The organism is Flavobacterium ginsengiterrae (assembly GCF_039539785.1).
Taxonomy (GTDB): domain Bacteria; phylum Bacteroidota; class Bacteroidia; order Flavobacteriales; family Flavobacteriaceae; genus Flavobacterium; species Flavobacterium ginsengiterrae.
On sequence record NZ_BAABDU010000008.1, the window covers coordinates 1 to 504 of the forward strand.

The window sequence follows — 504 nt, forward strand, 5'->3', positions numbered from 1 at the left end:
CGTAGCTCAGCTGGTTAGAGTACTACACTGATAATGTAGGGGTCGGCAGTTCGAGTCTGCCCGGGACTACTTTTTTAAAAAGATTTAAAATTATAGATTTTAGATTTAAGAAAAAAAAGACTGAAAAGCTTGATTTAAAAGGAAATTCTGGAAGCTGGGATTCACCAAAGGAAATTAGATAAGAATTAGAGATCTAAAATCTGAATTCTAAAATCTAAGATTTAAAATGGGGGATTAGCTCAGCTGGCTAGAGCGCCTGCCTTGCACGCAGGAGGTCAACGGTTCGACTCCGTTATTCTCCACAGATCAAACCCTCAGGGGTAAGATAAAAGTTCATTGACATATTGAGATAAGAAAATAATAAGAAAGTAGAAAGCGTTTTTCTAAGTGCAAACTAAGAAAAACAAAAAAAAACGGTCTTGTTTTAATAAACAAGATTGGTACAATAAGCAAAATAAGGGCGTATGGGGGATGCCTAGGCTCTCAGAGGCGAAGAAAGGCGTG

Annotated in this window: 1 tRNA gene; it reads left to right on the top strand. The window is 37.7% G+C overall.

What is annotated here, in order from left to right:
• Positions 1–228: 228 nt before the first annotated feature.
• Positions 229–302 (top strand) — tRNA-Ala (locus ABD859_RS21530).
• Positions 303–504 lie beyond the last annotated feature (202 nt).